The organism is Planifilum fimeticola, assembly GCF_003001905.1.
Taxonomy (GTDB): domain Bacteria; phylum Bacillota; class Bacilli; order Thermoactinomycetales; family DSM-44946; genus Planifilum; species Planifilum fimeticola.
The window spans coordinates 1-23,519 of sequence record NZ_PVNE01000031.1 but is presented as its reverse complement, the minus strand read 5'-3'; the positions used below and the strand labels follow the sequence as shown (position 1 = coordinate 23,519).

General features: G+C 58.2%; 22 protein-coding genes. 12 read left to right on the top strand and 10 right to left on the bottom strand.

Features of this window, described 5'->3' with window-relative positions; genetic code table 11:
- The first annotated feature begins 556 nt into the window (after positions 1-556).
- From CLV97_RS15445 to CLV97_RS15410, 8 genes are all read left to right on the top strand, one after another.
- A complete protein-coding gene (locus CLV97_RS15445; protein WP_106346428.1) occupies positions 557-976 on the top strand; it encodes a GntR family transcriptional regulator in 420 nt (139 codons plus the stop codon).
- Complete coding sequence (locus CLV97_RS15440) at positions 951-1,649, top strand: ABC transporter ATP-binding protein (protein ID WP_106346427.1); 699 nt, start codon at positions 951-953, stop codon at positions 1,647-1,649. The genes CLV97_RS15445 and CLV97_RS15440 overlap by 26 nt, the downstream gene beginning before the upstream one ends.
- A gap of 10 nt (positions 1,650-1,659) precedes the next feature.
- Positions 1,660-2,406, top strand: coding sequence for an ABC transporter permease subunit (locus CLV97_RS15435; protein WP_106346426.1), 747 nt, complete (start codon positions 1,660-1,662; stop codon positions 2,404-2,406).
- Between the two features lie 20 nt (positions 2,407-2,426).
- Positions 2,427-3,377, top strand: coding sequence for an ABC transporter ATP-binding protein (locus tag CLV97_RS15430; RefSeq protein ID WP_106346425.1), 951 nt, complete (start codon positions 2,427-2,429; stop codon positions 3,375-3,377).
- Between the two features lie 33 nt (positions 3,378-3,410).
- Positions 3,411-4,562, top strand: a complete 1,152-nt coding sequence (locus tag CLV97_RS15425; protein ID WP_106346424.1) for an ABC transporter permease — start codon at positions 3,411-3,413, stop codon at positions 4,560-4,562.
- 338 nt (positions 4,563-4,900) lie between these two features.
- On the top strand, positions 4,901-5,644 hold the full coding sequence (gene map / locus CLV97_RS15420) for a type I methionyl aminopeptidase (protein WP_425440578.1): 744 nt from the start codon (positions 4,901-4,903) through the stop codon (positions 5,642-5,644).
- Between the two features lie 212 nt (positions 5,645-5,856).
- Complete coding sequence (locus CLV97_RS15415; protein ID WP_106346423.1) at positions 5,857-6,144, top strand: antibiotic biosynthesis monooxygenase family protein; 288 nt, start codon at positions 5,857-5,859, stop codon at positions 6,142-6,144.
- Positions 6,145-6,192: 48 nt separating this feature from the next.
- The gene (locus CLV97_RS15410) at positions 6,193-6,648 is read left to right on the top strand and encodes a hypothetical protein (protein WP_106346422.1); all 456 of its coding nucleotides are present in this window, start codon (positions 6,193-6,195) and stop codon (positions 6,646-6,648) included.
- 41 nt (positions 6,649-6,689) lie between these two features.
- On the opposite strand, the gene CLV97_RS15405 is transcribed toward CLV97_RS15410, so the two are convergent.
- Entirely contained in the window at positions 6,690-7,220 is a 531-nt protein-coding gene (locus CLV97_RS15405) for a dihydrofolate reductase family protein (protein WP_425440576.1), read from the bottom strand.
- 125 nt (positions 7,221-7,345) lie between these two features.
- Between CLV97_RS15405 and CLV97_RS15400 the strand changes: the two genes are divergently transcribed.
- The 3 genes from CLV97_RS15400 (at position 7,346) to CLV97_RS15390 (ending at position 9,669) form a co-directional block, all read left to right on the top strand.
- Positions 7,346-8,311, top strand: a complete 966-nt coding sequence (locus CLV97_RS15400; RefSeq protein ID WP_106346420.1) for a helix-turn-helix transcriptional regulator — start codon at positions 7,346-7,348, stop codon at positions 8,309-8,311.
- 114 nt (positions 8,312-8,425) lie between these two features.
- Positions 8,426-8,848, top strand: coding sequence for a 50S ribosomal protein L11 (gene rplK / locus CLV97_RS15395; RefSeq protein WP_106346419.1), 423 nt, complete (start codon positions 8,426-8,428; stop codon positions 8,846-8,848).
- A 23-nt stretch (positions 8,849-8,871) separates the two neighbouring features.
- Complete coding sequence (locus tag CLV97_RS15390) at positions 8,872-9,669, top strand: MerR family transcriptional regulator (protein ID WP_106346418.1); 798 nt, start codon at positions 8,872-8,874, stop codon at positions 9,667-9,669.
- 69 nt (positions 9,670-9,738) lie between these two features.
- Here CLV97_RS15390 and CLV97_RS15385 read toward each other — a convergent pair whose 3' ends face one another.
- From CLV97_RS15385 to CLV97_RS15350, 7 genes are all read right to left on the bottom strand, one after another.
- Positions 9,739-10,869 (bottom strand): glycosyl hydrolase family 18 protein, encoded by a 1,131-nt coding sequence (locus CLV97_RS15385; protein ID WP_245891635.1) that lies wholly within the window; start codon positions 10,867-10,869, stop codon positions 9,739-9,741.
- Positions 10,870-10,984: 115 nt separating this feature from the next.
- Positions 10,985-12,811, bottom strand: coding sequence for a glutamine--fructose-6-phosphate transaminase (isomerizing) (glmS, locus tag CLV97_RS15380; protein WP_106346416.1), 1,827 nt, complete (start codon positions 12,809-12,811; stop codon positions 10,985-10,987).
- A 411-nt stretch (positions 12,812-13,222) separates the two neighbouring features.
- A complete protein-coding gene (gene glmM, locus CLV97_RS15370) occupies positions 13,223-14,560 on the bottom strand; it encodes a phosphoglucosamine mutase (protein WP_106346414.1) in 1,338 nt (445 codons plus the stop codon).
- Positions 14,561-14,712: 152 nt separating this feature from the next.
- Entirely contained in the window at positions 14,713-15,921 is a 1,209-nt protein-coding gene (locus CLV97_RS15365; protein ID WP_106346413.1) for a CdaR family protein, read from the bottom strand.
- The gene (gene cdaA / locus CLV97_RS15360) at positions 15,914-16,726 is read right to left on the bottom strand and encodes a diadenylate cyclase CdaA (RefSeq protein ID WP_106346412.1); all 813 of its coding nucleotides are present in this window, start codon (positions 16,724-16,726) and stop codon (positions 15,914-15,916) included. Before cdaA ends, CLV97_RS15365 begins: the two co-directional genes overlap by 8 nt.
- Positions 16,727-16,854: 128 nt before the next feature.
- Entirely contained in the window at positions 16,855-19,641 is a 2,787-nt protein-coding gene (ppc, locus tag CLV97_RS15355; RefSeq protein WP_106346411.1) for a phosphoenolpyruvate carboxylase, read from the bottom strand.
- Between the two features lie 108 nt (positions 19,642-19,749).
- Positions 19,750-20,295: an SgrR family transcriptional regulator gene (locus CLV97_RS15350; RefSeq protein ID WP_106346410.1), complete on the bottom strand. Its 546-nt coding sequence runs from the start codon at positions 20,293-20,295 to the stop codon at positions 19,750-19,752.
- 148 nt (positions 20,296-20,443) lie between these two features.
- Between CLV97_RS15350 and CLV97_RS15345 the strand changes: the two genes are divergently transcribed.
- A complete protein-coding gene (locus CLV97_RS15345; RefSeq protein ID WP_106346452.1) occupies positions 20,444-21,436 on the top strand; it encodes a glycerophosphodiester phosphodiesterase family protein in 993 nt (330 codons plus the stop codon).
- A 59-nt stretch (positions 21,437-21,495) separates the two neighbouring features.
- On the opposite strand, the gene CLV97_RS15340 is transcribed toward CLV97_RS15345, so the two are convergent.
- Entirely contained in the window at positions 21,496-21,795 is a 300-nt protein-coding gene (locus CLV97_RS15340) for a hypothetical protein (protein ID WP_106346409.1), read from the bottom strand.
- A 359-nt stretch (positions 21,796-22,154) separates the two neighbouring features.
- Positions 22,155-23,063 carry an arginase gene (gene rocF / locus CLV97_RS15335; protein WP_106346408.1) on the bottom strand — a complete coding sequence of 303 codons (909 nt, stop codon included), beginning with the start codon at positions 23,061-23,063 and terminating at the stop codon, positions 22,155-22,157.
- Between the last annotated feature and the right edge of the window lie 456 nt (positions 23,064-23,519).

Genomic DNA, 23,519 nt, shown 5'->3' with positions numbered 1-23,519 from the left:
GGTTCGGTCCAAATCTGCCATGGCCCCATCCGGTAATCAGAATCCCACCGTTTCGAAGCGGCCATATGGAAACACCTCCACAGGGTGCCTTGCGGGGTCATGCGTCCGCCGCCGATACAAATGAGTCACCACCGCGAAAACTTCAAGGACCCCCTCCGGCATTGCGGATCCTGCATTCCCGTGCGGAATACGAAAACCCTTGGCAGTTCAGGTTCCGTTCCGGCAACCGCCGCAACTCCGTCCGCAATCCCCTGGGCCATATGGGTCCCGCCATTCCATCTCAACAACTTCTTTCCCTTCTTTTTCCAAACGAGGAAACATTAAATCCGGGCACGAAGCGTCCACTCGTCTTCGGAGCAAAGAATCCGCTCCCCGAGAGAACGACATGCCACATCCCCAAATTTCAAGAAACATCGCTCACATCGTCGTCCCGAACAAGGAAAATCATGGCCGGAATTTTTTGGAGTGCGTGTTTGGGTTGATTTGAGTGTCTTAAGTGATATAATACACTTAAACACAATGACACTCCCTGCGGGGCTGGAACGGAGGGAAGAGAGTGGATGAACGTCAGGTTGGCTCGTTGACGTTTTACTTAGATCTCAGCCAGCCGTTGTACGAGCAAATACTACAACAAATGAGAAACGCGATTGTCAAGGGAGAGATGGCGTTGGGGGAAAAGATTCCTTCCGTACGGGACATGGCGCGCGCCCTCAAAGTCAACCCAAACACCGTCATCCGCGCCTATCAGGAACTGGAACGCGACGGCCTGACAGAGACGAGGCGCGGACAGGGGACCTTCATCACGACTTCGCAAGAGCGCGTAGAGCGGATTCGCAACGAGTTGGCACAGCATGCAATCGAGGAGTTCCTCGAAAAAATGCAAAGTCTGGGCTATTCATGGGAAGAGATTGAACGTTGCCTGCAGGACAAAAAGAAGGAGGATACTGCCGATGACCCAAATCGCCGTTCACTGTGAGGGGGTCCGCAAACACTACGGATCGAAACGGGCATTGGATGGACTCACCCTGTCAATCCCGCACGGTCGCGTGGTCGGCATACTCGGTCCAAACGGATCGGGAAAGTCCACCCTGTTCCGACTCTTGACCGGTCTCACTCTGGCTGACAAAGGCCGGGTACAGGTGCTCGGCAGGCCCCCGGGGTGGCGGACAAACCGCGATATCGCCTATCTGCCCGACCGGGCCCGCTGGTATCCAGACCACACGGTCCGCCAGGCGTTCACGTGGGCGGAAAATTTCTTGCCCGGTTTCGATCCCGAAACAGCGAAACGTCTTGCGGAATTCATGAAAGTGGACCTGGACGCGAATGTCCGCGACATGTCGCGCGGACAGGAGGCGCGCGTGATGCTCATCCTCTGCATCGCCCGCCGGGTTCCGCTCATCATCCTGGACGAACCGTTCTCCGGCATCGATACCGTCTCCAGGGCACGGATCATCGAAGGTTTGATAGACCATGTCAGTGATGGAGAACGCACCGTGCTCATCAGCACGCACGAGCTGTACGAAGCGGAGGCGTTGTTTGATCACGCCATGTTTCTCGACGCGGGGCGCGTCGTCCTGAGCGGGGACGCGGACGAACTGCGCCGACAATACGGTTCCATGAACTCCGTGATGAAAACCCTGTATCGTTAGGAGGTTTCCGATGGCTGCACAATCGAATTTCTGGGCACTCGTAAAGCATGATTTCAAACGGCGGAAGCGCCGCAACATGCAGATCCCGAAAGGGTGGTGGCTGGCTTATGCCGGCGGGGCGCTGGCCGTGTTGCTGACTCTTACCACCTATGCAGCCCTGCACGGCCATACTTATCTGGGACCGGTGTGGTTCACCACCTTCGGGCTGCCCTTCTTGAGTTTTGGCATGGCGACGAGCCTGACCGCTAGCGAGTGGAAAAACGGCACGGCCGGATGGTGGCTGACCCTTCCCTTCTCCCGCCTCCGCCTGGTGACTTCAAAGTTTGTTGCCGCCCTGCTGCGCAGCGTTCTCATCTTCGCTGTGGTGTACTGCATCCTTGCGCTGTTCGGACTGTATACGATGGCATTGGTCGGACCTTTCGATCCGCACTCCGCTGCAAGCTATTTGCTCACAGGCCTGAAATGGAACGCCCTCCTGTTTTCCGTCTGCCCCTTTGTCACCGCATTCGGCATTCTCTTCTGTGTCTTAGGCGAATCGCGGGCGAAGCCGGCCATCCCACTGATGTGGATCCTGTTCTCGGGCCTGTGGTGGCTGCTTTTTGCGCACGGCGGAGTTTACCTGCACGTCCAAACCGCAGGCATGCCGAACCTCTCCGTGTCGCCCTTCCTGTTCATCCCGATCGTTGTCAGCTGGCTGCTGGCCTATGGCCTGATTCGACTGGCGGCGTACCTTTTGAACCGCCATCTGGCGATGTAAATGGGGGAGGATGATCAACGATGCAAACCATACTCGACACCCGAAAATCGACGGAAACAGCCCTGGATGTTCGCGGCTTGCGCAAATCGTACGGCAACATCGCCGCTTTGCAAGGGGTGAGCTTTTCCGTCCGATCCGGTTCCTGTTTCGGGCTGCTCGGACCGAACGGTGCCGGCAAGTCTACGACAATGAAGATCCTGACGGGAATCGTCACGGCGGACGCCGGCACGGTACGGGTCCTCGGCCTGGATACCGCCAAACAGCAGAACGCCATCCGCCGCCAAGTGGGCTATGTTCCCCAGGAGATCACTCTCTATGAAAAACTGAGCGCCCGTGACAACCTCGTCTTTTTCGGAGAGATGTACGGCATTCGCGGGTCTGAACTGCGGCAGCGGATCCAGGAGGTGTTGCGTGCGACCGCCCTTGAACAACGCGCATACGAACCCGTCGCTACGTTTTCCGTCGGAATGAAACGTCGCATCAACATCGCCGCCGCGCTGCTGCACCGGCCAAAGCTGCTGATCCTGGATGAACCCACGGTCGGTATTGACCCGCAATCGCGCAACTACATCTTTGAAATGATCCGTTCGCTCCGGGCGCAAGGAATGACCATCATCTACTCGACGCACTACATGGAGGAAGTGGAGGCGCTGTGTGACGATATCGCAATCATTGATCACGGCCGCGTCATCGCTCAGGGTTCGCTCTCAGACCTGCTGGACAGGTTCGGCAAAAAGGCGGTTTACGTGGAGATGGACGGATTTGGCCAGCTGCCGCCCTTCCCGTTTCCCTGCAAAATCTCACGGCGTGATGAGGGTTGGATGATTGAAACCAAGTACAGGTCGGAGGCGATGAATTTCCTGTTGCAAAATGCTTTCGAACAGAAACTCGACATCCGAGCCCTGGAGATGGTCCGTCCCTCGCTGGAGTCGGTGTTCCTCGAACTGACCGGAACGAGTCTGCGGGATTGATGGCCGATGCCAATGAACGAAGGAGGCCGCTACATGCGAAGCATCATACGCAAGGAATTGAAATTGCTGTTCAAGGAAAAGGGCAACTTGTTTTTTCTCCTGATTATGCCCATGCTATTTATTGTGTTGTTCGGATCCGTGTTTTCCGAATCCTCCAATGCCACGATCACCGTCCATTGCGTGGATCTGGATCAATCGAAGGTGTCCAAGAGCTTTCTCCGTGCTGTCGGGCGCGTGAAAGGATTCAGCCTGCGGACCGATGGCCCGGAGATGCTGAACGAACGGCTTCAGGAGGTCCGGGATGGCAAATTGAGCGAGTTGGTCATCATCCAAAAAGGGTTTGGAAATGCCGTCACCTCCGGACGTCCCGCCGAGATCCGGTTCCACCACAACATCGGCAAGGAAACCGTCACCGGCCCGATTGAGTCGGTGCTGAATACAGTCGCCACCCGCTATCAAGAACAGCGCGTGGGTGCCGCCCTCAGCACTGCCGGCAAGAATCCGGACGAAGTCAAACAGCTCCTGGATCCGCCGATTCACATCCGCGAAATCAAAGAGGGCGGCGCCGGCGGCAAGGACAATGTGCTCAACCAGGTTGTGCCGGGTTACACCGTGATGTTCGTCTTCTTCATCATTTTCAGCATGATCCGCAGCTTTCTCGCCGAAAGGGAATCCGGGATGTTGGCAAGGCTTCGGAGCACGCCGATGAATCCGCTGGCGTACCTTATCGGGATGTGGATCCCAGCGCTCTTGGCCGTCTTGATCCAGTGCACGATCCTGCTCACTTTCGGATACGCAGTCTACGGCATCTCCCTCGGCGATCTCAGCGCCGTCGCGCTGATTGTGTTGTGCCTGGGGATCTGCGGAACCGGTATCGGCCTGTCCGTCTCCCTGTTGGCCCGCAGTGAAAACCATGGTCGCGGAATCACCATGTTGATCACCTTGGGTGGTGCCGCCCTGGGCGGCCTCTGGCTGCCGGAGGAACTGATGCCGCACTTCGCACAGGTGATCAGCCACTTCACTCCGCAATTCTGGGCACTGCAGGGCTTCCAGCAGGTAATGGTCCACGGCGCCCACATCTACGATATCTGGAAAACGCTCGCCGTCCTTCTGGCGTTCGGTGCCGCGGGTCTGGTCGTCGCCCTCTGGAGGTTCCCCCGTTTCCTGCAATCCGCGGCCAACTGACGCGCGTTACAGAATTCAGTTGTTGCACCTGCATCGTGGCGGAAGAGAAGGGAGGATACGGGTGGGACATCGTAAAGGGGAATTTATCGGGAAAAAGCATGCGGGCCGATTATCTCATTGACGGGTTAGCCAAGCGGAAAGAAAAACATCAACACCCGGGCCGCGCGGTCCGGGTTTTTTTGCTTGAAGGAGCGGTCGAACGCGGGAGCCGAAGACATCCTTCACGGCTCTGGCTGAACATTGCGCGGCTTTTCGCTTTCCCCTTCCTGTCATCCCCTTTTCTTTTACCCCATAAAAGTGGATAATGATACTGAGGAAAGGGGTATTTAATCTTGACCATTTCCCTTAAGAGCAGGAACGAAATCGAGAAGATGCACCGCTCCGGCCGGCTGTTGGCCTCCTGTCACCGGGAACTGGCCCGCCTCATCAAACCCGGCATCACTCCGCTCGCGATCGACCGGTTTGTCGAGGAGTATCTGCGGTCCCACGGAGCCACGCCGGAACAAAAAGGGTACATGGGGTATCCCTACGCCACCTGTTGCTCGAAAAACGACGTCGTCTGCCACGGAATGCCCGACGAAACCCCATTACGGGAAGGGGACATCGTGACCATCGACATGGTGGTGAACATCGACGGGTGGCTGGCCGATTCCGCCTGGACGTATCCCGTCGGAACCATCTCATCCGAGGCGCGTCGGCTCCTGGACGCAACCCGCGAATCCCTCTACCGGGGGATCGCCCAGGCAAAGGCGGGCAACCGCTTGGGGGACATCTCCCATGCCATCCAATCCTTTGCCGAAGGTCAGGGCTATTCGGTGGTCCGCCAGTTCGTCGGCCACGGAATCGGCCGGCGGATGCACGAAGATCCCCAGGTCCCCCACTTCGGCAGGCCGAATCAGGGAGTGCTCCTGAAGCCGGGAATGGTGATCACCATCGAGCCGATGTTGAACGTCGGGGGATATCAGGTCAAAATCGACGACGACGGCTGGACGGCCCGGACCGTGGATGGGAGCCTGTCCGCCCAGTATGAGCACACCGTGGCCATCACCGAGGAAGGCCCTTTGATCTTGACCGAACAGTAATTTTTTCAACCGATCATGTACCATGCGACGGCAAAGATGACCGACAGAACCAGGGTGACGACCACGACGATCCAGCCGAGTCTTTTCGCTTTTACCGGACTGCTCAAGGGTATCGCTCCTTTTTTCCCTATTCTGCCTTGCCATCTTCAGTTTATCCGTCCGGTCCCCGCGGAAAACGGACGACGACAACCCGAGAAAATGGAGGATTCAACATGTATTTGGTCAACAACCGGATTCCCGTCACATCCGAAGAACACCTCAACGAGCTGAAGGAACGGTTTCAAAACGCCACGCAATCGATGAAGTCCGTTCCGGGATTCGTCTCCTTCCGCCTGCTGAAAGCGGAGGACGGCTCCCACCTGGTGGCGGAAACCGTCTTCGAAACCAAACAGGACTTCATCAACTGGACGCAGAGCGAACACTTCCGCAAGGCCCACGGCGGCCGCCGGGCGGAAGAGGGGCGGCCCAACGTCTCCGCCTACGAAGTGCTGATTCCATAAATCAGGGACGCAATCGCCAACAGTTCACATTTGGGGAGGTCTTCCTTTATGGCATACAAAATCGCCCTGTTTTTGCACATCGCCGGCGTCGCCACCTGGTTCGGAGCGATGCACATCCTGGCCATCTGGCTCGGGCGGACCGCCAAGGCGGCGGACGGAAAATCGCTGGCGGAAACCCTGCAGGCCGTTCACCGTCTCAACATGCGCACGCTGGTCCCCAGCGCCATCATCGTCCTGGCTGCCGGCGTGTACATGCTGAGCCAACATTATATCAACGGAGCGGAGCTGCCCTTCTGGCTCCTGTTCAAGGAGCGTTTCGGCAGCCTGTTCATCCTGGCCTACATCATCGGCTTCACCCTTTACGGCCGGAAGTTGAAAAGCGCCTCGGGCGGCGGTGATGCCGAACTCCTGCGCCAAACGGCCAAGCGGTACGCCATCCTGGCCCATGTCACCACATTGCTGATTTTGATCGTCATCCTTTTCGCCACCCTCAAGTTCAATTGACGAAACGCCCCCTCCTCAAAGGAAGGAGGGGGCGTTTTCAATCACCGCAACACCTCGTAATGGAGCATCACGCAGTCGTCGAAGCGGAAGTGGCTTTTCAACTCCAGCCGCTCCTGCCGGCTGTTCTTCCGGAACAGCGGAATCCCCCTGCCGATCAACACGGGGATCACACTGATCAAAAACTCGTCCACCGCACCCGCTTCCAGGAACCCCTCGATCAGCTCGCTGCCTCCGACCAACCAGATGTTCTTTCCCGGACGTCCTTTCAACGCTTCCACGAAGGCCCCGATGTCCCCGTTCACATATTCCACATGCTCATCGCGGCCCGAAGCGGTCCTGGAAAAGACGTAACACTTCTTGCCCTTGTAGGGAAACGTTTCGGTCAGCTCCGGCAACTGATCGTAGGTCGCCTTTCCCATGATCACGGTATCGATCGTCCTGTAAAACTCCGGGTAGCCATAGTCCGCGGGATCCGACGGGGAATTCTCCAGCAGCCAGTCGATCTCCCCGTTTTCCCGCGCGATATAACCGTCCAGGCTCATCGCGATGTATACGATCACTTTCCGATCCAACACGATCCCTCCCTGAGGATTGATCGCACCTCCTCCGAATCCCTCACCCGGAGAAGGGGCATATTCATGCTACACCCTGTAACATGACACCCTTTGTCATAATTAAAAAAGAAAGGAGGATGGCCATGCGTGCGGACCGGCTGCTGGCCCTGCTTCTCCTCCTACAGCAAAGGGGAAAGGTCACCACGAGGCAGCTGGCGGAGGAGTTGGAAGTATCCAGCCGGACCGTTTTGCGGGACCTGAACGACCTCAGCGCCCTGGGAATCCCCGTGGTGGCGGAACGGGGCAAAAACGGGGGATGGCGCCTGCTCGACGAATACCGAAAAACCTTGCTCACCTTGACGACGGAGGAGATTGCCTCCCTCTTTCTCCCCTTCCCGGAAACCCTTCTGAAGGATTTGGGAATCGATCGGCCCTTTCGGATCGCCCGGAAAAAATTGTTTCCCCACCTTCCCTCCCCCGCGGAGCTCCGGGCCCAAAAGCTGTGGGATCGCATCCACATCGATCTGGAACCCTGGAAGGAAAAAGTCGAAAAACCCGATTGGATTGCCCCCGTCCTGCAGGCGGTCTGGGAGGAGAGAAAACTGAGGATCGATTATGAACGGGCGGACGGAAAGCGAAAGACGCGGACAGTCAACCCCCTCGGCCTGGTGGCGAGGGGGCGCGGCTGGTATCTGGTTGCCGCCGACGGGGAGGGGGAAATCCGAAGCTACAGGCTCAACCGGATCCGGTTTGTCGAGATCCTGAAGGAGCGCTTTGCGCGCCCCGAGGGGTTTGAGATCGCCTCCTATTGGAAGCGGTCCAAGGCCCGGTTTGTCGCAAACCTGCCCGAGTACATCGTCCGGGCGGAACTTTCGCCGGAAGCGCTCCGGCGGATCCGGTTCACCGGCCGTTTTGTGCGACTGCTGGAGGAGGAAAAGCCCGATGCGCGGGGATGGATCCCCGTCACCCTCCGGTTTGATACGGAACAGGAGGCGGCGGAGACCATCCTCGGCTTCCACAGCCAGATTCGGGTCCTCTCCCCCCGATCCCTGAGGAAAAAAATCCGGGATATGGCCGAGTCGGTGTTGAAGCTCTACAAACCGGAATAAAAAGGAGGCGAAACAGGCCTTCCCCGATGAAAATCCTCCCTTGCAACTGACGTTGCGTCACCCTTTACAGTAAGTGACAGGGGCCGCATTGATGGCATCAAAGGGTGATGAAACATGGGAAAAAACGTGATCAGAAAGCTGAAACTGGAGTTGGAAGCCGGAAAAGCCAATCCGGCCAAAGTGGGGAAGGATCTCGCTCCGACGGGCATCAACCTGCTCGCTTTCTGTCAGAAATATAACGAACTGACCGCCGGACAGCAGGGGCTGATCATCCCCGCGGAGATTACCGTGTTCGAGGACCGTTCCTTCACCATCCGGACCAAGACACCCCCCACCGCCTTTCTCCTCAAACGGGCCGCGGGAATCGAAAAGGGGGCCGCCCGGCCGGGTCACGAAATCGTGGCCACCCTTTCGCGAAAGGATTTGGAAAAGATCGCCGAGATCAAACTTCCGGATCTGAACACGAACCGGTTGGAAAACGCCGTGAAAATGATCGAAGGAACCGCCCGCAACATGGGGATCCGAATTGCGGACTGATTAGCAAAAAGGAGGGACAATCCGTGAAGCAAAACCTTTACACGACGGGACAGCTGGCTGAAAAGGCGTTCGTCACGATTCGGACGCTCCGCTATTACGACAAGGTAGGACTGCTGAAACCCTCCCACCACTCCGACGGGGGGCACCGTCTCTACACCGACGAGGATTTGTTTCGTCTGGAGCAAATTCTGGGCCTGAAGTTCCTCGGATTTTCCCTCACCGAAATCAAGCGCTTTTTGGAAAAACCGAAATCCCTCACCGAGTCGCTCGCCATGCAGAAGGAAATCTTGAAGGACAAGAAAGAGCGGATCGAACAGGCGATCGATGCCATCGGTGAGGTGGAAAAAATGCTGTCGGAAAAGCAGCCCGACTGGGGTTCGATCCTGAATCTGCTCCGGGTGATCCGGCTGGAAAAGGACGACGACTGGTGGGAAAAATACTACGACACCTCCTCCCAAATCGCCCGGGGACCCAAGGGACGGGAATGGATGGAGAAAACCTACACCGAAGAGCAGCGGAACCGGCTTCAGGAGCTTCACCCCGGTTATACCGAAGAGCAGGCCCGGGAAGACTCCCTGAAATGGAAAGAGGTGATTCTCCTCCTGAAACGACTGGTGGCGGAGGGGAAAGACCCCTCCGACCCGGAGGCGCAGGAGCTTGCAAAGCGATGGTGGGATCTGGTCCAGGCCTTCACCAAGGGAAATGAGGATCTCCGCCAAAGCCTGGCCGAAGGGTTGAAGGAAAGCCCCTATCCCCGCCCCTACACTCAGGAGGAAGAAGCCTTTATCAACAAGGCTTTGGAGATCTTCAAAAAAGGCTGACCCGCAAGATCGGGAGAAAAATGTCAACTGCCCGGCATTCCGGGCAGTTGTCCGTTTTTCCGTCGGTTTTCACGGTCTTCGGACGTGAAAGTTCTCCTGCAGCAGGCGCCAGTTCTGCGGAAATTCCTCCCCGAGGACCCAGTAACTGATCCCCCGAAGGCCGTATTCCTTGACCAGATTGAACTTCGCTTGCATGCTCTCCTCGTTTTCGTACCAGACGACGTGCTCTTTCCCTTGATCGTCCCGGTAGTAATAATACGGGGCCTGATCCCGGTTGCTGTACAGCACCCTAGCACCCTTCATCTTGGCGAGGCCTGCCGCTTCCTTAGGGGAGAGCCTCTTGGCGGGAGGTCCTTCCTTCCGGTAGGGAAGCGTCCAGTCGTAGCCGTAGAGAGGTGCGCCCATCACGATCTTTTTCCTTGGAATCTTCCGGACGGCGTAATTGAGCACATCCCGAACCTGGGGAATGGGCGCCACCGCCATGGGCGGTCCGCCGGTCCACCCCCATTCGTAGGTCATCAGGATGACGAAATCGGCCAGCTTTCCGTGGACGGCATAGTCATGGGCGCCGTGCCAGGCTCCGCCCTGCCGGTCGCTCGACTTCGGGGCCAAGGCGGTGCTGACGACAAAGCCTTCCCGTTTCATCCTCGGGAGAAAGGTTTTCAGAAAGCGGTTGTACAAATCCCGGTCCTCTTCCCGTATGTGTTCAAAATCGACGTTCAGCGCCCGGTAGCCCTTTTCCTTCATCACCCGGATCACGCTCTGGATCAGCCGCCTCTGGGCCGACCGGTCGGTGAAAATCCTGTGGGCGATGTCCGGCTGGAAATTCCCCCCGGCGAAGTTGGTAATCACCAACATGGGGACGGCGCCCTGCTTTTTTGTCACCTGCAGGGGATGTTCATCCTTCAGGGGAATCAGGCTGCCGTTCGGCTTGACCCGGTAGCTGAAGAAGGCGACATAGCTCAGGTATTTGCCCACATCTTCCACCACATCGCCCGCTTCCTTGGGATCGACGGGTTCCAGAAAGCCCACCGTCGTGATCGTCGGCGAGGCGGAGATTTTCGGATGTTCCGTCTCTACCTGCTGATAGGAGGGGGGATGCGGCCGGGCCTGCTCGGACTGGGGGCGGGGTTGGGCCCCCTGATTGCATCCGGCGACGATCATTCCTGCAATCATGGCGATCAATACGGTGCGTCGCATCGAATCACTCCCGAAACTCATCTGTGTTTATAACCTTTTTTCGGGAGCGGCTTTTTATGCAATCAAGGGAAAACCCCGTTCCGCATTGGAACGGGGGTTTTCTTCCTGCCTCCATTTATTCCACGGTGACGCTCTTCGCCAGGTTGCGCGGTTTATCCACGTCATATCCCCTGGCGACACAGGCGTGGTAGGCCAAAAGCTGCAGGGGAATCACCGTCAACACAGGGGTGAGGAAGGATAGCGTGCGCGGGATGGTCAGCACCTCGTCCGCCAATTTGTGAAGCTCGGCGTCCCCCTCCAGGGCCAGCCCCAACACCTGGGCACCCCGGGCCTTCACTTCCTCGATGTTGCTCACCATTTTGTCATAGAGGGACGTCTGGGTGGCGAGGGCGATCACCGGCACTCCTTCCTCGATCAGGGCCAATGTCCCGTGCTTCAGCTCGCCGGCGGTGTAGGCCTCGGAGTGAATGTAGGTGATCTCCTTCAGCTTGAGGGAACCCTCCAGGGAGACGGCATAGTCCAGCCCCCTGCCGATGTAGAACAAATCTTCCTTCTTGGCGATCTCCGCGGCCAAACGGCGGATGGTGTCCTCCATCTCCAGCGTCCGCTCCGCCAGTTCCGGCAGCTCCTCCAGATGTTTCACCACTTCGGCCAGCTCCGCCTCGGAGCGGGTACGGCGGATCCGGGCCAGGTAGAGTCCCAGCAGGTAGATGGCGATCAATTGGGAAGTGTACGCCTTGGTCGAAGCCACGGCGATTTCCGGGCCGGCCTGGGTGATGAACACATCATCCGCTTCCCGGGCGACGGTGCTGCCGACCACGTTGGTGATGGCCAAGACCCGGGAACCCGCTTTTTTCGCTTCCCGGAGGGCCGCCAGGGTGTCCGCGGTCTCACCCGATTGGCTGACCACCACCACCAGCGTGCGCGGCGTCAGGATCGGATTTCGGTAACGGTATTCGGAGGCCACGTCCACCTCCACCGGAATGCGCACCAGCTCCTCGATGACGTATTTGCCCACCAGCCCGGCGTGATAGGCGGTACCGCAGGCGACAAAATGGATGCGTTCGATCTCCCGGATCTCCTCCGGGGACAAAGCGATTTCCCTGGAGAGATCCGCCTGCCCGCCCTTCACCCGTCCGGTGAGGGTGTCGCGGATCGCCCGGGGCTGCTCGTGAATCTCCTTCAGCATGAAGTGATCGTAACCGCCCTTTTCCGCCTTGACGATGTCCCAGTCAACCCGGAGCGTTTCCCGCTCGACGGGCTCTCCGTCCGTCTTCATCAAACGGACATCGTCACGGGTGAGTACGGCCATCTCCCCGTCCTCCAGCACATAGAATTCCCTCGTGTGCTCCAGGATGGCGGGAATGTCGGAGGCGATGAAGTTTTCCCCTTCTCCGACGCCGACGATCAGCGGGCTGGCCAGGCGGACGGCGATCAATTTGTCCGGTTCGTATTCGCTGACGATGGCCAGGGCATAGGCCCCCTTCATCCGCCGGACCACCTTCCGCACTGTGGACACCAGATCGCCATCCCACTGATCGGCCAACAGATGGGCGACGACCTCGGTATCCGTCTCCGACTGGAAGGAACAGCCCTTGGCCAGGAGTTCCTCCTTCAGCTCCAGATAGTTTTCGATGATCCCGTTGTGGACGACGGCGAATCGTTGCGCCATGTCCATGTGCGGGTGGGCGTTTTCATCCGACGGCCTCCCATGGGTCGCCCACCGGGTGTGACCGATTCCCAACTGCCCGGGCAACGACCGGAGAGAGAGGCGGTGCTCCAGCTCGGAAAGGCGACCCTCCGCCTTGCACACTCCCAACGTTTCCCCGTTGTACACAGCCAGACCCGCGGAATCATATCCACGGTATTCCAGCTTCCGAAGCCCTTCCACGAGAATGCCCTGGGCTTGTTTCGGTCCGATATATCCGACAATGCCACACATCGTTCCCGTAAAACCCCCTTTAACATCCGGCTCGCCTGCTCCCTCGCCTGAAAAGAGCCGGCGATCCTCTCCGCTTCTCTCTGTCTGGGTCTAAACTCCGTCCGGTTAACCGGGCATCGCGCCGGAGCGGGTTGTCAAACGGGTCGCCCCGCTCTTTTCCACTCCGGCTCCGCGGCCCCGATGCCGGGCCGGGAGGCATCCGCCGATGGTTCGATCAACCTCCACCTCGTCAACTGCGGCTGCCCCGCCGCAGTCCTGGCGCTTTACGACAAAGGAGCCTGAGTTATCTCCGGCCTCGCTTTCGGGCCTCACCCCCTTTCACGAAAAAATCCCTCAACATATCCACAAATTATGCAAAAAACCGGAACTCCGTGTGGCATTTCGGCACGAACCAAAAACCGCCAACCTTTGTCAGGCCAGCTCCCGCTTGACCGTTTCGGCGATCTCCTCCACGCAGCGCTTCAACGTCTCCTCATCGGGCCCCTCCGCCATCACGCGGATCAGCGGCTCCGTACCGGAGGGGCGGATCAAGACGCGGCCCTCATCCCCCAGGAGCTCCTCCGCCCTGGCGACGGCCTGTCCGATGGCCTCGTTTCCGTTCAAGCCGTTTTTGTCCTTCACGGGGACATTGACCAGCAGCTGCGGATACTTGGTCATCACCCGGGCCAGATCGCCGAGGGTCTGCCCCGTCTCCTTCATCACCTGGAGCAACTGCAGGGCGGTCAGCAGACCGTCTCCCGTCGTGCCGTGATCGAGAAAAATGATGTGACCCGATTGCTCACCGCCCAGGTTGTGACCGCCCCTGCGCATCTCCTCCATCACGTAGCGGTCGCCCACCCGGGTCTTTTTGACGGCGATCCCCTTCGATTCCAGGGCCTTGAACATCCCGATGTTGCTCATGACGGTGGCGACGACGGCATCCCCCTTCAGGTTGCCCCGCTCCTTCAAATACCCGCCGCAAATGCAAAGGATGTGATCCCCGTCCACCAACTGTCCCGTTTCGTCGACGGCGATCAGGCGATCCGCGTCTCCGTCAAAGGCAAGTCCCGCATCGGCTTTGCGGGCCTTCACTTCCCGCCGCAGCCGTTCGGGATGGGTCGAGCCGCAGTCCACATTGATATTCGTGCCGTCGGGGGCGGAACAGATGGCGATCACGTCGGCCCCGAGGTCCCGGAGCAGGCGGGGTGCCAGTTCGAAAGCGGCACCGTTGGCGCAATCGACGACGAGATTGAGACCGCACAGGTCGGTGTCGATCGTCTGTTTCAGATGATCGAGATATCGTTCCACCTCCTGCGGACGATCCTCTACCCGGCCGATCCCCTCTCCTTCGGGCCGGGGCAGCTGATCCGGCTGTTCCAGCAACGCTTCGATGGCTGTCTCGGTTTCATCAGACAATTTGAACCCGTCAGGACCGAAAAACTTGATCCCGTTGTCGGTAAAGGGATTGTGCGAGGCGGAGATCATCACGCCCGCATCCGCCCCCAACGCGCGGGTCAAATAGGCCACTCCGGGAGTGGTGACCACCCCCAGGCGGATCACGTCGCAGCCGATGGAAAGCATTCCGGCAACCAGGCCCGCTTCCAACATCTCCCCGGACAACCGCGTATCCCGACCGATGAGCACCCGGGGCCTCTTCGCCTGCTTCGTCAGGACATAAGCACCGCAACGTCCCAAACGAAAAGCCAGCTCCGGCGTCAGTTCCCGGTTGGCCACCCCCCGCACGCCATCAGTTCCGAAGTATTTCCCCATAGTTGATCCTCCTTCTACAGCCACGTCCCACGATGCCTCTGCGTCACCGCGCTTTTCTCCTCGCATCATCTTTATTCGTCTCAAGCGGCGGCGGTCACAAGGATCCCCGGGAGAGAGCAGCCCCGGGGACGCTTGGAAATACTGTACCCCTTTTATCGTCTGATTCGTATTCGCGCTTCCAGATTCGGATCGCCCTTCAATTGGACATAGGCAGGGAGGTTGACCCGTATCGGACGGAGGTGCTCTCCCGGAGGCAAATTGGAAGCATCGACGACGGCGCGGATATCCTGCAGCTTGATGTTATCCAGCAGCTTGGGCGCCCCGATGACCACCAGATCGACTTTGCCGCTTTCGGGAGCGATCACGTCCGCCTTGAGCCCGTCTCCCAAGCCGTTGACGCGGATCGGCACGCCTTTCAGCCTTTTCGTCTCCGCTTTAACGATGGTAACCGAAATCTTCACCGTCTTCGGCTGCACCTTCAGGCGTTCGTCCACCAGCGGAATGGGCAGCTCGAAGGTGCGATCCTTGGTTACGCCGGACAGATCCAGAGAAGGTCCGGGATAAACCTCCAGTCCGTTCAAGGTCTCTTCCGGACCGTACACGGTCACCCGGTCCACATCGGCCGTCAAGCCGGCGATGGCATATCCCTTCGGAGGATATTTGGCCACATCCACTTTGAGGGGGATTGATCGGTCCGGAGCCGTGATCGGCACTTCCACCTCAACCACCGAAGGGGTGACTTCCACCTTGTGGAGAGGTCCGTTTTCCCCATACACTTGTAACGCGACGGAACGGGAAACGGTTTCGGTCGATCCCTCCAGGTTGACGACCCCCTTGACCGCCGTCACCTCCTCCAGAAGCGATTCGGAACCCCTCACCAACACCTTCGTCGGTTTGATCACCGGTTCTCCCGCCTTGAATCCGCTGGGAAGATCACCGACCAGGTCCACCTGAACCGGCACTTCGATTTGCTGCTTCTCCTCCAGCGTCACGCTGACCTGCTTCGGATCGGCCTCCACCTTCACCCCGGACGGAAATCCCGACCACTTGACGGGAATGCCCCGATGTTTGCCCGGACCGAAGTCTCTCAGATCAATATAGACCCGGTACGAATCGGGAGTGATGCGGTTGATGGAGGAAGCATCCCCGGAGAGCTTCAGGTTGACGTTGGACGGCGCATCCGTCAGCTCCAGACTTTCCTGGTCGTACAATACCTCCAACGTCACGTTGCGAATGGTGGTCTGAACCATCTCCCCCCGGGCAAAGGGAAAGGGCTTCTCATTCACCGTCATCCACAGCATGATCGCCAAACCGAGGGCAACCAGTTTTAATACGGTATCGCTCTCAAACCACTTATCCATCGGGGTCCCCCTTTCGGACCCAGAAGTTGGCCCTCCTCTCCGGAGGCTTCAACTCTTGATACAACCGGGTCAGCAGTTCCTCCTCCGAAAGCCCCCGTTCCAGCTGTCCGTGGATGGCCAAGGAAATGGTCCCCGTCTCCTCGGAAACGATCACGGAAATGGCGTCGGACACTTCGCTCATGCCGATTCCTGCCCGGTGCCGCGTCCCCAGCTCCTTGCTGATAAAAGGATTCTCGGACAAAGGGAGGTAACATCCGGCGGCCATGATTCGGTCCTTGCGAACAATCACCGCGCCGTCGTGCAGCGGAGTGTTGGGGAGAAAGATATTGATCAGCAGTTCAGCGCTCAGGGCCGATTCCAACCGGATCGCGGACTCGATGTAGTCGGAAAGCCCCGTCTCACGCTCTATGATGATCAACGCACCGATTCGCCGCTTCGACAGATGCCCGACCGCCTTGATCAGCTCCCCCACCATCTTGGTGACGAGCTGATCCTCCATCTGCCGGCTCCGCCCGAAGAAACCGCCCCGCCCCAGCTGCTCCAGGGCCCGGCGCAATTCGGGCTGGAAAATGATGAAAAGAACAATCACGCCCACGGAAAACAGGTTTTCGATCAACCATTGAAGGGTGGACAATTGAAAGACGCTGCTGAACACCCAGGCGGCCAGCACCACGGTAAGCCCCTTCAGCAGTTGAACCGCCCGGGTTCCCCGAAGGAGCAGCAGCAATCTGTAAATAATATAGCTGATGATCAAAATATCCACTACGTCGCTCAAGTACCGGGTCAATCCGCCGAGAACATCCATTGGCGCCTCCGTTGGTCTTAACTGCCTACCGTCTTCGCTACCATCTAGTATACTACAACCTTCGGGGCCAGGATTCCCATTCCTTGATTATGCATGAAGAGAACAAAAAAAGAAACGGCCCCGGCTTATCATCCCGTGTTCCGGAGCCCTGCGGCAATCCCGTTGATGGTGAGGAGAACCTGCTCCAGCACCTCCTCTTTGGATTCCCCCGATCCCTCTGCTTTGGAGCGCAGGATGCCGAGAAGATCCACCTGAATGAAACTGAGGGGATCGACGTAGGGATTTCGCAGCCGGATCGATTCCTGAATGACGGGGACGTGATCGAGAATCTCTTTCTGTCCGGTGATCTCGAGGGACATCTTCCGGGTCTTCCGGTATTCCTCCTCGATGATGCGAAAGATCCGTTCCCCGTCCTTCGGATCGCCGGCCAGGGAGGCATATTCCCGGGCGATGACAAAATCCGCCTTGGCCAGGGCCATATGCAGGTTGTTCATCAGCGAACGGAAGAAGGGCCACTTGCGGAACATCTCCCGAAGAAGATGCATGCCCTCCGAATGCCTTTCCACATACCGCGCAAAACCCGTCCCCGCCGCATACCAGGCCGGAAACAGATACCGGCTCTGCGTCCAGGCGAACACCCACGGAATGGCGCGCAAATCCTCAAAGGCCCGGCTGTTTTTCCGGCGCGTCGGCCGGGAACCGATCTTCAGCTCGCCGATCTCCGGCAGCGGGGTGGCTTCATGGAAAAAGGACAGGAAGGCCGGGTCCTTGAACACCAACCTCTGGTATTCCTCCAGGGCGTACTTCGAGATCTCGTCCATCGCCTCCACCCACTGCTGCTCCGGTTCGTTCCCCTCCCCGGTCACGGCGGTCGCCGCGGACAAGAGGAGGGCTGATGTGGCCTGCTCCAGGCTTCGGGAGGCGATCGGCTTCAGGGCGTAACGGGAGGAGAGAACCTCTCCCTGCTCCGTGATTTTCACACCGCCCAGCACGGTTTCCGGCGGCTTAGCCTCGATGCTCCGGTTCAGCGGCCCTCCGCCGCGTCCCAGGGCTCCTCCCCGCCCGTGGAAATATTTCACGTTGATTCCGTGTTCCCTGGCCAGACGGCACAGCTCGCGCTGAGCGCGATACAGCTCCCAGTTGGCCGTCAGCATCCCGCCGTCCTTGTTGCTGTCCGAATAACCCAACATGATCTCCTGATAGCGGTGACCTTCCCGCTCGGCAGGGACAAAGGCCGGATGGCGGAAATACGACTCCATGATTTCCCGGGCCCGGTGCAGGTCGTCGATCGTCTCCAGCAGGGGAACCACGTGGAGGCGTGACGCGACGAAATCCCCCGTCCTGCGGAACAGTCCCACCTCCTTGGCGAACAACACCACTTCGAGGAGGTCGCTGGTCCCCTGGGTCATGCTGATCAGGTAGTTTCGGATCGATTCTTCGCCGAAGGTTTCCTTCGCCCGAGCGATGACCCGGAAGAGATCCAGACACTGTTCCGTCTCCGGAGAAAAGCGCATGTAGGGAGAGGTGAGGGGGCGGGGATCGGCCAGCAGTTCCGAGAGCAGTTTCATCTTCTCCTCTTCGGAAAGCTCCCCGTAATTTTCAACGATCCCCAGGCTGCTCAAAATTTCCGTCAGGGCCTTTTCGTGTTCCGCGCTGTGCTGACGGATATCAAGCGTCACCAAGTGAAAGCCGAACAGCTCCACCTGGCGAATCAGACGGTCCACTTCCCGGTTCGCAAGGACATGGGCCCGATGAAGGCGCAGGCTGTCGGCCAGAAGCCGCAGGTCGGCCAGAAAGGCCTCCGGTCCCGCATAGATCCCCTGCTCCTTCCGATCGAGCCGGGTGTGACGAAGCCGGGCCAGCATGTAGGTGCATTTCCGGCGATAGGGCTCATGCTCATTGCGCCACTCGCCCTGATCGATGTTCTCCAAGTTCACTTCCTTCCGGTCCCGTTCGAGGGAACGGAGGAGCTCGTCGGAGACCCTCGTGTTCCGGGTGGAGTGGCTCAATTTTTGGATCAGCCGGCGGATTGCCTGCTCATACTTGGTGAGCACCAGGTTCCGCTGAAGCACCAGCGTGTTCCAGGTGACCTCCGGCGTCACCGAAGGGTTGCCGTCCCGGTCGCCGCCGATCCATGACCCGAAACGCAGGAAAGTGGGTACGTGCCAGTCGTGTTCCGGATATTCCTGACGGAGGCATTTCTCCAACTCCCCGTGAACGTCCGGCAGCACCTCAAACAGGGTCTCATCCAGATAATATAGCCCGTTCTTGACCTCATCCATCACCGTCGGTTTCCGATGGCGGAGCTCATCGCTCTGCCACAGGGTGTGCACTTCCGCCAGGATCTCTTCCCGGATCCGCTGTCGATCCTCTTCGGTGAGATACGGATGGTCCAGCTCCATCACCCGCTCGGCGATCCGCTGGTGGATATCCAGCACCGTCCGTCGCATCGCCTCCGTCGGATGGGCCGTGATGACCAGCTCCAGCGAGAGATAGCCAAGCACCTGTTCCACGCGCTCCGCGGAAAGGCCCCGCTCCTTCAGCTTGCGCACGGCGCTGGCGATGGAGTCGCGCTGCACCGTTCCGCTGGAAAGGCGATACTCGCGGTGGCGCCGAATGCGGTGGTTCTGCTCGGCGATATTGACCAGCTGAAAATAAATCGCAAAGGCCCGGATCACGTTTCGCCGCATGGAAGGGGACAGGCCGCGGATCAGCTCCCGGCATTTCCTCAAAACGGCGGGATCGAAGGAGACGCGAAGCTGTTTCGTCATCTCCCGGATGTTCTCCACGATGTCCAGAAGGGCTTGTCCCCCTTCCATCACAAGCACATCTCCCAAAATGTGCCCCAAAAAGCGCACGTCTCTGCGAAGAGGATGGTCCTTTTCCGTATCCACCGTCATGGCTCGCTGACTCATGGAGCGAACACCCCCCTAAATTCAACCTGGACAAAATTCCGCGGGATGGACAAATAAAGTCCCGGATCGGCGACACAAACCCTTTCCGAAGAAGGGCATTTTCCTTTTCTATTCCCTTTCACTGCGGCGCTCAACCGTCCGGGATAAGCCCGTCCGGTATGAAACCGCGGTTTGGCTCCTCCCGCCTTCCACGAGCATCCATTTGCCGGAGGCGGATGAAATGAGAACCGGTCGGAACCTCCCCGAAGCCTGCTCCTTCATGCGGACGTAATCGGTCCAGGCAATGCGTGGCAAACTGAATTCCTTCAACAAAATCCGAAAACAGGCATCGCGCACCTCGGCGGGAAGTTCCTCCCGCTTGATCCAATCCATCGCCTCGCTGTGCTTCTCCCGCTGGAGCAGATCCTGTATGTGCGAAAGCAGGGCTTTTTTCAGGGAACATCTGAAATACAACTTCGAGCGTTTTCCCCTTCCCCCGCCCGGTTTCCAGTAGATGAGCCCTTCCTTCTCCATGTTTTTCAGCAACCGCTTCACATTGCGCGTGGAGCAGACCAGAACCTCGGACAATTCTTCCAAGCTGACCTCAAAGGAACGGTGGGTTTCCACCTCTCGGAAACGCAGCCGCAATTCGAGGAAGTGCTCCATCGTATTCATGGACTCTCACCTGAAAAGATTTTCATACAAACATTGTAACCGATCCCCCGTAAACAAAAAAGGGAGACAAAAACCGGGGAGAAATCCCCTTTTTTTCCCCACCGATTTCGGATACTATCGAATCGGATCAAGCCGCGGAGGAAATGTCATGAATTGGCACCAACGGATTTTGAGCATCGTAAAAAGGCGGAAAAAGCTCCTCTTCTTGCTCGCCCTGCTGATTTTCCTTTACCTCAACAACAGCTCACTCCTCGCCGACCCTCCCGCCGGAAAGCCGCTCCTTCTGGCCCATCGGGGACTGGGTCAAACCTTTGACATGGCCGGCATCACCAATGATACCTGTACCGCCACCCGCATCCATCCGCCGGAACACCCCTATCTCGAAAACACGATTCCCTCCATGCGCGCAGCCTTCCAATACGGCGCCGACATCGTCGAGCTGGATGTGCAACCGACCAAGGACGGCCAATTCGCCGTTTTCCACGATTGGACCCTCGATTGCCGCACGGACGGCAGCGGCGTCACGCGGGAGAAGACGATGGAGGAATTGAAAAAGCTGGACATCGGCTACGGTTACACGGCGGACGGAGGCAAAACGTATCCCTTTCGGGGTAAGGGCATCGGAATGATGCCGACCCTGGATGAGGTGTTGTCCACCTTCCCGGACCGATCGCTGTTGATCCATATCAAGAGCGACGATCCCCAGGAAGGCGTGCTGTTGGCCGATCGGCTCGGCCAGCTCCCTCCCGAACATCTGGACCGCTTGGCGGTGTACGGCGGCGACCGGCCGATCGCCGAGCTGGAAAAACGCCTCCCCCAGCTTCGCACCATGTCCAAGGCCTCGATGCTGCGATGCCTGCTCCAATACGAGGCGATCGGATGGACCGGGATCGTCCCGAAAGCCTGCAAGGAGACCCAGCTTCACATTCCCGAACAATACGCGGCCTGGCTGTGGGGATGGCCCAACCGCTTTCTCAGCCGGATGGAACAGGCCGGGACGCGGGTGATCCTGGTCAAATACGCCGACGGTTTCTCCGGAGGATTCGACCGGCCGGAGGATCTAAAGGATCTGCCGAAGGATTACTCCGGCGTAATCTGGACCAACCGGATCGATCGCATCGCTCCCCTGCTCAAGAAATAAACGGAAATAAAACACACCGGCCCCTCCACGTGGTGGTAAGGGGCCTTTCTCTCGCTGTTTTACCAGCTTCCCGACTTGAGCGGATCATTCGCCCGCTGATCCCCATTCAATTCCTGGGCGACGGGCCTCCGGTGCGTGTGCAGCAAACTTTTCACGTATTGATCGAATTGATCGGTACGGTATTTCAAATCACGCCGGTGAAGCGCAATCCCTGTCTTCAAAGCGGTGCGGGCGGCCATCTCATCCCGGAAGTGTCCGAAGTCGACGATGCGGTTGGTTCCGTCACCCCGGGTCGTGATGATCAGCAGGGCATGCCACCGACCGTCACGTTGAAATACCAGCTTCTCGTAGTGATACACGGAAGACCCTCCATGCACATCCGACACAGACGAGCTCAATTTGACCCATTCCTCTCGCTTACAGATATGGAATTTAATTTAATGCGTTTTAAATGGTATTTTAATTTGATGAAATGTTTTGTATAAATTTGGTGTTAATAGGGAAAAGTATGCGCACACCCTCGTCGAGAGCTTTCCGGATGCAAGGTACATTTCACCATCCCGTTCATATTATTTCCCGCTTCGCTGACACATCAATCATCTTTTGTTTCGCTGAGGCATTCGAAAAAACCAAAAAATCAGAGAGGACCCATGGATTTCCGCGGCGCTCGCGGGCCCTCCCTGCGACGTTTGTCTCTCCGTTAAGAAGATCCCTTGGCTTACAGCACTTGCTTCCCGAAGGCGGATTCGATCAGGGCCACCGCCACCTTGGCGGTTCGGTTGCCGTTGTCCAGAATGGGATTGACCTCGACGAATTCTGCGGAGGTAAGGACGTTCGCCTCGGCCAGCATCTCCATGGCCAGATGGCTCTCCCGGTAGGTGAGTCCGCCCTCCACCGGCGTACCCACTCCCGGGGCATCCTTGGGATCCAAGCCGTCCAGATCCAGGCTCAGATGAACGCCGTCCGTTCCCCGGGTGACGATCGACAGGGCCTCTTCCATGACGGCTCCCATCCCCATACGGTCGATATCGTGCATGGTGAACACACGGATCCCCAACTGGCGGATCAAGTTCCGCTCTCCTTCGTCCAGGTCCCGAATGCCGATGAGTACCACATTTTCCGGAAGCACCTTGGGAGTAAAGCCCAGGCAGTTGACGAGAGCCGGATGTCCGTATCCCAAACTGACGGCGAGGGGCATGCCGTGGATGTTGCCGGAGGGAGTGGTCTCCCCCGTGTTCAGATCGCCGTGGGCATCGAACCAGATGAGGCCCAGCCGCTCCCGATGCTTGGCGGCGCCGGCGATGGTGCCGATGGCGATGCTGTGATCGCCCCCAAGCACCAGAGGAAAACGGCCGCGCTCCACCGCTTCGGAAACGGTTTTCCCCAGGGTTTCGCATACCGAAGCGATCTCCTCCAAATACTTCAGCTTGGGGTCCACCACCTGATAGGCTTCGGGAGTGGGAACGTGCAGATTTCCCACATCCTCCACCTCAAAGCCCAATTGCACCAGCTTTTCCTTCAGCATCGCGTAGCGTATCGCGCTGGGTCCCATATCCACCCCGCGCCGCCCCGCTCCCAGATCCATCGGAACCCCGATCACGGTAATCGGCTTCTTCTCCTGAATCATATGATTTCCCCTCCATCCAATCCGCGGAAAAGGCGCCCATTCTTATCCTGTCATATATCTGGCGGCTTTATTTTACCACAGATGAAAGAATCGCCCCAATATCGAATATTTTTTCATGTTCACGAGTCATTATGCATTTTTTCGTAATCCATCCGCAAAGGCGTCCATCCCGGATGGTAGCGGCCCCCTGCCCGCGCGTGCCATCCACCCGAACATCCCGCATGCAGACCGGTACGATGTCCGCACGGTGGGCTTGCAAAACAAAATAAAAAGCCTTCGCTAAACGCGAAGGCTGAGGCTGTTGACAAAGGTAGCAGGTCAGCAGTCTTTTTTTGTCGAAATCAGAAGATAACACAAAAAAGATAAGGACGGGATGGTATGTTTCAAACCCACTCCCATCGGCAAGGCAGTATTGAATTGGTCAATATCGAAGATTTGGTACCGCAGGATCACCTG

Coding starts and splice junctions, on each gene's coding strand:
- CLV97_RS15435 (WP_106346426.1), top strand. CDS start 1,660: ATGGCTGCACAATCGAATTTCTGGGCACTCGTAAAGCATGATTTCAAA.
- glmM (WP_106346414.1), bottom strand. CDS start 14,560: ATGGGGAAATACTTCGGAACTGATGGCGTGCGGGGGGTGGCCAACCGG.
- ppc (WP_106346411.1), bottom strand. CDS start 19,641: ATGAGTCAGCGAGCCATGACGGTGGATACGGAAAAGGACCATCCTCTT.
- CLV97_RS15345 (WP_106346452.1), top strand. CDS start 20,444: ATGAATTGGCACCAACGGATTTTGAGCATCGTAAAAAGGCGGAAAAAG.
- CLV97_RS15425 (WP_106346424.1), top strand. CDS start 3,411: ATGCGAAGCATCATACGCAAGGAATTGAAATTGCTGTTCAAGGAAAAG.
- CLV97_RS15365 (WP_106346413.1), bottom strand. CDS start 15,921: ATGGATAAGTGGTTTGAGAGCGATACCGTATTAAAACTGGTTGCCCTC.
- CLV97_RS15385 (WP_245891635.1), bottom strand. CDS start 10,869: ATGCGACGCACCGTATTGATCGCCATGATTGCAGGAATGATCGTCGCC.
- rocF (WP_106346408.1), bottom strand. CDS start 23,063: ATGATTCAGGAGAAGAAGCCGATTACCGTGATCGGGGTTCCGATGGAT.
- cdaA (WP_106346412.1), bottom strand. CDS start 16,726: ATGGATGTTCTCGGCGGATTGACCCGGTACTTGAGCGACGTAGTGGAT.
- CLV97_RS15410 (WP_106346422.1), top strand. CDS start 6,193: ATGGCATACAAAATCGCCCTGTTTTTGCACATCGCCGGCGTCGCCACC.
- CLV97_RS15415 (WP_106346423.1), top strand. CDS start 5,857: ATGTATTTGGTCAACAACCGGATTCCCGTCACATCCGAAGAACACCTC.
- CLV97_RS15350 (WP_106346410.1), bottom strand. CDS start 20,295: ATGAATACGATGGAGCACTTCCTCGAATTGCGGCTGCGTTTCCGAGAG.
- CLV97_RS15430 (WP_106346425.1), top strand. CDS start 2,427: ATGCAAACCATACTCGACACCCGAAAATCGACGGAAACAGCCCTGGAT.
- glmS (WP_106346416.1), bottom strand. CDS start 12,811: ATGTGTGGCATTGTCGGATATATCGGACCGAAACAAGCCCAGGGCATT.
- CLV97_RS15400 (WP_106346420.1), top strand. CDS start 7,346: ATGCGTGCGGACCGGCTGCTGGCCCTGCTTCTCCTCCTACAGCAAAGG.
- CLV97_RS15440 (WP_106346427.1), top strand. CDS start 951: ATGACCCAAATCGCCGTTCACTGTGAGGGGGTCCGCAAACACTACGGA.
- rplK (WP_106346419.1), top strand. CDS start 8,426: ATGGGAAAAAACGTGATCAGAAAGCTGAAACTGGAGTTGGAAGCCGGA.